The sequence below is a fragment of the Streptomyces sp. URMC 129 genome (assembly GCF_051386415.1).
Taxonomy (GTDB): Bacteria; Actinomycetota; Actinomycetes; order Streptomycetales; family Streptomycetaceae; genus Streptomyces.
Map to the genome: position 1 here is coordinate 24919 of NZ_JBPQTQ010000073.1, position 6000 is coordinate 30918.

Below are 6000 nucleotides of genomic sequence, written 5' to 3' on the forward strand. Positions count from 1 at the left end.
CCGGCCGCCTGAAGGCCACGGCCTCCCGTCCCATCCTGGGCGGAACCGGGACGAACGGCACCCCGGAGCGGGCCGGGCGCGCGCCCCCCGCCGTCAGCGCCGGGGCGCGCCCGGGCCCGGCGGCGGCAGGGCGCGGTCGCCGAGCCGGTGGACCAGCTCCAGGGCCAGGGACAGCGCCAGCCGGCGCTCGCTGACCGGGTGGCCGAGCAGCGCCTCGGCGCGCGCCACGCGGTGCAGCACGGTGTTCCGGTGGGTGGACAGCCGCCGCGCCGCCCGCGGCGCGTTGCCGCCCTCGTCCAGATACACCCGGACCGTGGCGCGCAGCGGCTCCAGCGCCGGGTCGGGGCCGCCGAGCGCGCCGAGGGCCGAGGCGACGAACTCCCGCATCTGCTCCTCGTCGCGGCTGACCAGGGCGGCCACCTCGATCTCGTGGTACGCCGTGAGCCGCTCGCCGCCCGGCACGCCCGCCAGCAGGCGCTGCGCGGCCACCGCGGCGGCGTGGCTGCGGCGGAACCCCGCGATCCCGGCGCGGGGCGGCCCGAGCACGACGCGGACCCCGGGCGCCGCCTCCCGCTCCAGCGCGGCCCGCAGGGCGGCCCAGTCCGGCTCCTCGTGGACCGCGATCCACGCCCACAGCGCCGACGCCCCGGCGGGCAGCGTCAGCGGGCGGCGGGCGTGCGCGGCGACGGCCAGCACGGTCGCCGCCTGTTCGAGCACGCCGTGCGCGTCGCCCGGCGGCTCGGTCCACAGCACCGCCGCGAGGTGGTGGGCCGCGAGGTCGTGGTCGAGCCGCCGCCGGGCCCGTTCCTCGCTGATCGGGGCGCCGTCCAGGAGCAGCCGGACGGTCTCGGCGCGCCGCGCCGGCGCGCCCGACAGCAGGCCCGCCCGCTCCTCCTCCATCCGGGCGAGCACCGCCCCCAGCATGTCGTCCGCATAGCCGAACATCAGTGCCGACGACGCCTGGAGCAGCTCCACCAGCGCGCCCCGGTCCTCCACCGTGGCCGCGGCGACGTCCATCCACTGCCGCCAGGCCACATGCACCCCGGCGCGGTACGACTGGACCAGGGCCTGCAGGTCCACCCCGCGCCGGATCAGCGTGCGGGCCAGGTCCAGTGTCTCGGGCAGGGCGTCGTCCGACAGCGGCTCGCCCGGGTGGCGCACCATGGCCGTCAGCCAGCGCAGCACGTTGGCCCGGCTGCTGGCCCGGCTCTCGGCCGCCAGCGTCGGGTCGTCGGCCAGCACCGGCGCCACCCGGAAGATCGCCCGGTCGATCCCGGTGAGCAGCCCGTCCACGTCATCGAGGATCTGACCGGCGACCCGCTCGATGAGAACGGCCGTCGCCGGGCCCGTCGGCTCCATGGCAGGACACGGTACGGCCGCCTGTCACGCCCGCACAACGCGCACCCCGCTTCCTGGGCGCTCGCCCATCGCCCGCCGGGCGCGCCACGCCGTACCGTTGCGGCATTCCGGCGGACAAGGGAGTGTGCCGTGACCGATCTGGACGTGCTCGACCTGGACCTGACCGTGCTGCGTGCTCACGCCCGCGACTGGGTCGCCACGCCGCCGGCCGACAAGCGCCGCCTGCTGCACACGGTCCGCGAGGCCACCGCCGAGGTGGCCGGGGAGTGGGTGGCGGCCTCCTGCCGGGGCAAGGGCATCGACCCGGACTCCCCGGCGGCGGGGGAGGAGTGGATGAGCGGGCCCTACGCCCTGCTCACCGCCGTCGACGCGCTCGACCGGACGCTGTCGCGGCTGGAACGCGGCGGCAGCCCGCTGGACGACGCGAGGACCCGGCGGCTGCCCGACGGGCGGGTCGCGGTCCGCGTCCTCCCGTTCACCGCGCGGGACATGACGCTGCTCGGCTACAGCGGCGAGGTGTGGCTGCGGCCCGGCGTCACCGAGGAGCGGGCCCGGGCGGCGGCGGGCGGCGCGCTGCGGGACGGGGGCCGGCCCGGCGAGGTCGGCCTCGTGCTGGGCGCGGGCAACGTCAACTCCATCCCGCCGCTGGACGCGCTGGCCAAGCTGTACCAGGACGGCGCGGTCGTGATGATCAAGCTCAACCCGGTCAACGACTACCTCGCGCCGATCCTCGCCCGCGTCTTCGCGGCCTTCGCCGAGCGCGGGTTCGTCCGGATCACCACCGGCGGCGCCGAGACCGGCGCCCGCCTGGTCGGCCACCCGGACGTCGACACCATCCACATCACCGGCAGCCGCCAGACGCACGACGCGATCGTCTTCGGGCCCGGCACCGACCCCGGCGCACCGCGCACCCCGCTGATCCGCAAGCCGATCACCAGCGAGCTGGGCGGCGTCGGCCCGGTCGTCGTGCTGCCCGGCCGGTGGAGCGAGGCCACCCTGCGGCGGCAGGCGTGGCACGTGGCGACGCAGCGGCTGCACAACTCCGGCTTCAACTGCGTCGCCTCCCAGATCGTGGTCCTGCCCGCACAGTGGCCGCAGGCCGACCGGTTCCTGGACCACCTGCGCCACGCGCTGCGCGAGGCCCCCGCCCGGCCCGGTTACTACCCCGGCGCCGCCGACCGGCAGCGCGCCGCCGTCGAAACCCACCCGGGCGCCGAGCTGTTCGGCGGCGACCCGGCCGTGCGGCGGACCCTGCTGACCGGTCTCGACCCGGCCGACCCCGACGAACCCGCCTTCACCACCGAATACTTCGGACCCGTCCTCGGCGTCACCCGGCTGCCCGGCGCGACCGCCGGCGAATTCCTCGACCGCGCCGTCGACTTCTGCAACGACCGGCTCTACGGCACCCTGGGCGCCGGCCTCATCGCCGACCCCGCCACCCTCCGCTCGCTGGGCAGCGGCCTGGACGCCGCCGTCGCGCGCCTCCGTTACGGCACGGTCGCCGTCAACTGCTGGGTCGGCGTCGGCTACGCCCTGCCCCGCGCCACCTGGGGCGCCTATCCCGGACACGACATCCACGACGTCGGCAGCGGCATCGGGATCGTCCACAACGCGCTGCTGCTGGACCCGGACCACGTCGAACGCACCGTCGTGCGCGGCCCGTTCCACCCGCTGCCCGCGCCCGCCTGGTCGGTGGCCAACCGCACCGCCCACATCACCGGCGCCCGCATCACCCGCTTCGCCGCCGAACCGTCCCTGCCCAGGGCCCTGCCGCACGGCATGGCCGCCCTCGTCTCCTCGCTGCGGGGCTGACCATGGACCGCGCGGACGGCGCCGCCGTCTCCGCCAACCTCGGCGTCAACCCCTCCCTCACCATCACCGCCCAGGCCGAACGCGCCCTGCCGATGTGGCCCAACAAGGGCGAGCCCGACCCGCGTCCGGCCCAGCACGAGCCGTACCGCCGGATCGCGGCCGTCGCCCCCGCGCACCCCGCCGTTCCCCCCACCGCCTTCGGCGCGCTGCGCCTGCCGCTGCTGCCCGTCCCGCCCGTCCCCACCCCGTGAGCGCGGCCGGGGCAAACGGCACCAGGTCCCTCATGACGACGACTCCCCTCGTGGCCACCGCCTCCGGCACGGTGCGCGCCGCCGCGCCCCTCGGGCTTCGCCGCCAGGCCCTTGCCCGGCAGATCCTCGTACAGGCGCCGGGCCGCGTCCTGTACCGGCCCCAACTCCCCGGAGCCGAGGGAAAGATCCGCGCTGCCCGTCATGCCGTGGCCCGCCCGTTCGCCGCTGCGCCCCGGGCAGGCCGGCAATCCGCACGGTGACAGGCCAATCACCGTCACGAACAACGCGTCAGCTCCGGGGAGTGACCTCCCGGTGCCCCGGACGCGAAGGGAGGCACAGGGGAATCTGGCGGAGCGTTCGGGGTTCGGCCTAGGCTACGTGGCAGCGGCTTTCGCGTTCACACATCTGGGGTGGGGAAGATCACCACTGGTTCGCATTTTCCGGGAGCGGCCAGGCGTGCCGAACGGGCCTGGCTGGAGGGCGTGACGCAGCTCAACCGGGCCGGTGCGGCACAGGCCGCGCCGTTGTTCGAGGAGGCGTTGCGGCACGATCCGGCGGCGGCCGACGCCTGGCTCGGGCTGCACGCCTGCGGGCAGCGGCGGGCCGAGGCCCTGGCCGCCATGGGCCGTTACGCGGAGAGCTTCGGGCACCTGCGCGGCAGCACCGGTGTGCGGCTGCAATCCCGTTTCTCCATCGGGCACTTCGCCGACTTCCGGCTGGAGACGCGGCGCGACCTGTGGCTCGCCCAGGTCGCGGCCCAGCTCGTCGGCGGGGACACCGAGGGCGCGTGGACGCATCTCGCCACGGCGAGGCTCGACTGCGACGAGACCCGGTTCCTGGCCGTCCGCTGCGCCTACATGCGGCAGGACTGGGCGACGGTGGCCACGGTCGCCCGCGGCATCCAGCACGAGATGTTCCTGCGGGACGAGGCCGATCTGTACGTGGCGGTGGCCCTGTTCCGGCAGGAGGTCCACCACGAGGCGGTGCAGATCCTCAGCGCGGTGCCCCGGGAGTTCGCGCCCGAGAGCGAGTTCGCCGCCGAGGCGGCGTACTGGCGGGGCCGGGCCCGGGAGGAGCTGGGGCAGCCCGAAGCGGCCCTGCGGGAGTACCAGTTCGCGTTCCGGCTGTGGCCCGGACTGCTGGACGTCGCCCAGCGGGCCCAGGCCCGCCCGGCCCAGACCGTGCCTCAGCCCGCCGCACCGTCGTCCCCGTCCCCGTCCGCGCCGCGGACCGCGGCCACGCCACCGGCCGCCCCCGGAGCGGCGGACGAGGCGGGCCGGGCCGAGCTGCTGGAGCGGGCCCTGGCCGAACTCGACGGCATGATCGGCCTGGAGCCCGTCAAGCGGCAGGTCCGGCTGCTCACCGCCCAGCTCAAGGCCGCGGCGCTGCGCCGCCGGCACGGCCTGCAGTCGGCGCCGAGCCTCCAGCACTGCGTCTTCACCGGCCCCCCGGGCACCGGCAAGACGACTGTCGCCCGCATCATCAGCCAGATCTACGCCGGGCTCGGGCTGCTCGCCAAGGGCCACCTCGTCGAGGCCCAGCGCGTCGATCTGGTGGGGCAGCACCTCGGCGAGACCGCGATCAAGACCAACCGGAAGGTGGACGAGGCGCTGGACGGCGTCCTGTTCATCGACGAGGCGTACGCGCTGCACAACGACGGCTACAGCGGGGGAGACGCCTTCGGCAGCGAGGCGCTCCAGACCCTGCTGAAGCGGGCGGAGGACGACCGGGACCGCCTGGTGGTCGTGCTGGCCGGGTACCCGGACGAGATGACACGCGTGCTGTCGGTCAACCCCGGGCTGAAGTCCCGTTTCACCGTGCGGATCGACTTCCCCTCCTACAGCCCGCCCGAACTGACCTCGATCGCCCGCCGGTTGCTCGCCGCCGGCGGGGACAGCCTGGACCCGGCCGCCGAGGACCTGCTCACCACGGTGTTCGCCACCGTTCACGACGGGGGCCGGGTGGACGAGCTGGGCAACGGGCGGCTCGCCCGCAACCTCTGCGAACGGGCCCGCGCCCTGCGCGACCTGCGGGTCACCGAGACGGCGGACGACGCGGCGATCGACGCCGAGGACCTCACCACGGTCCGGTTCGCCGACATCGCGGAGGCCGCGGCCGAACTCGGCATCGCCACCGAGTGAAAGCCCACCGGGCGGCGGGACTGTCAGACCCTCCGGGGAAGATGTGACCATGACTGGCACGCCCCCGGACGATCGGCAGCTTCCCGCCTGGACCCACACCGTGGGCCCCGGCTGGGCCACCCTGCTGGACCGGCTCCACCAGCGGCTTCTCGCCCTCGCCCCGGACTACCGGATCGAGTCCTGCGAGCGGAATCTCGGCCGGCTGCGGATCTGCGTCGCGGACCGTTTCGACGAGCACGGGTATTTCGACGGACACTGGGCGGACGCCGCCACCCAGCTCACCGACGCGGCGGAGACAGCCTCCGGCGAGACCTGCGAGATATGCGGCGCCCCGGGCCGCCCCCGCTTCCGCGGCGGCCAGCACGGCACCTGGATCACGGCCCTGTGCGACCCCTGCGCCGCCGACGCCCGCACCCACGCCACCGCCGCCCCCGCCC

4 protein-coding genes and 1 pseudogene are annotated in these 6000 nt (G+C 75.7%); 4 read left to right on the forward strand and 1 reads right to left on the reverse strand.

Going from position 1 to position 6000, the window contains the following annotated elements:
• Positions 1 to 93: 93 nt before the first annotated feature.
• Positions 94 to 1359 carry a PucR family transcriptional regulator gene (locus ACSNOC_RS16560; RefSeq protein WP_436748218.1) on the reverse strand — a complete coding sequence of 422 codons (1266 nt, stop codon included), beginning with the start codon at positions 1357 to 1359 and terminating at the stop codon, positions 94 to 96.
• Between the two features lie 129 nt (positions 1360 to 1488).
• On the opposite strand from ACSNOC_RS16560, the gene ACSNOC_RS16565 reads away from it, so the two are divergent.
• The 4 genes and pseudogenes from ACSNOC_RS16565 to ACSNOC_RS16580 all read left to right on the forward strand — a co-directional run.
• Entirely contained in the window at positions 1489 to 3171 is a 1683-nt protein-coding gene (locus tag ACSNOC_RS16565; protein WP_436748219.1) for an aldehyde dehydrogenase family protein, read from the forward strand.
• A gap of 14 nt (positions 3172 to 3185) precedes the next feature.
• Positions 3186 to 3422: pseudogene (locus ACSNOC_RS16570) on the forward strand (cholesterol oxidase); the annotation flags it as partial.
• Between the two features lie 410 nt (positions 3423 to 3832).
• Complete coding sequence (locus tag ACSNOC_RS16575) at positions 3833 to 5563, forward strand: AAA family ATPase (protein ID WP_436748220.1); 1731 nt, start codon at positions 3833 to 3835, stop codon at positions 5561 to 5563.
• Positions 5564 to 5612: 49 nt separating this feature from the next.
• Positions 5613 to 6000: hypothetical protein (locus ACSNOC_RS16580; RefSeq protein WP_436748221.1), on the forward strand; the 388-nt coding region annotated here is incomplete at its 3' end.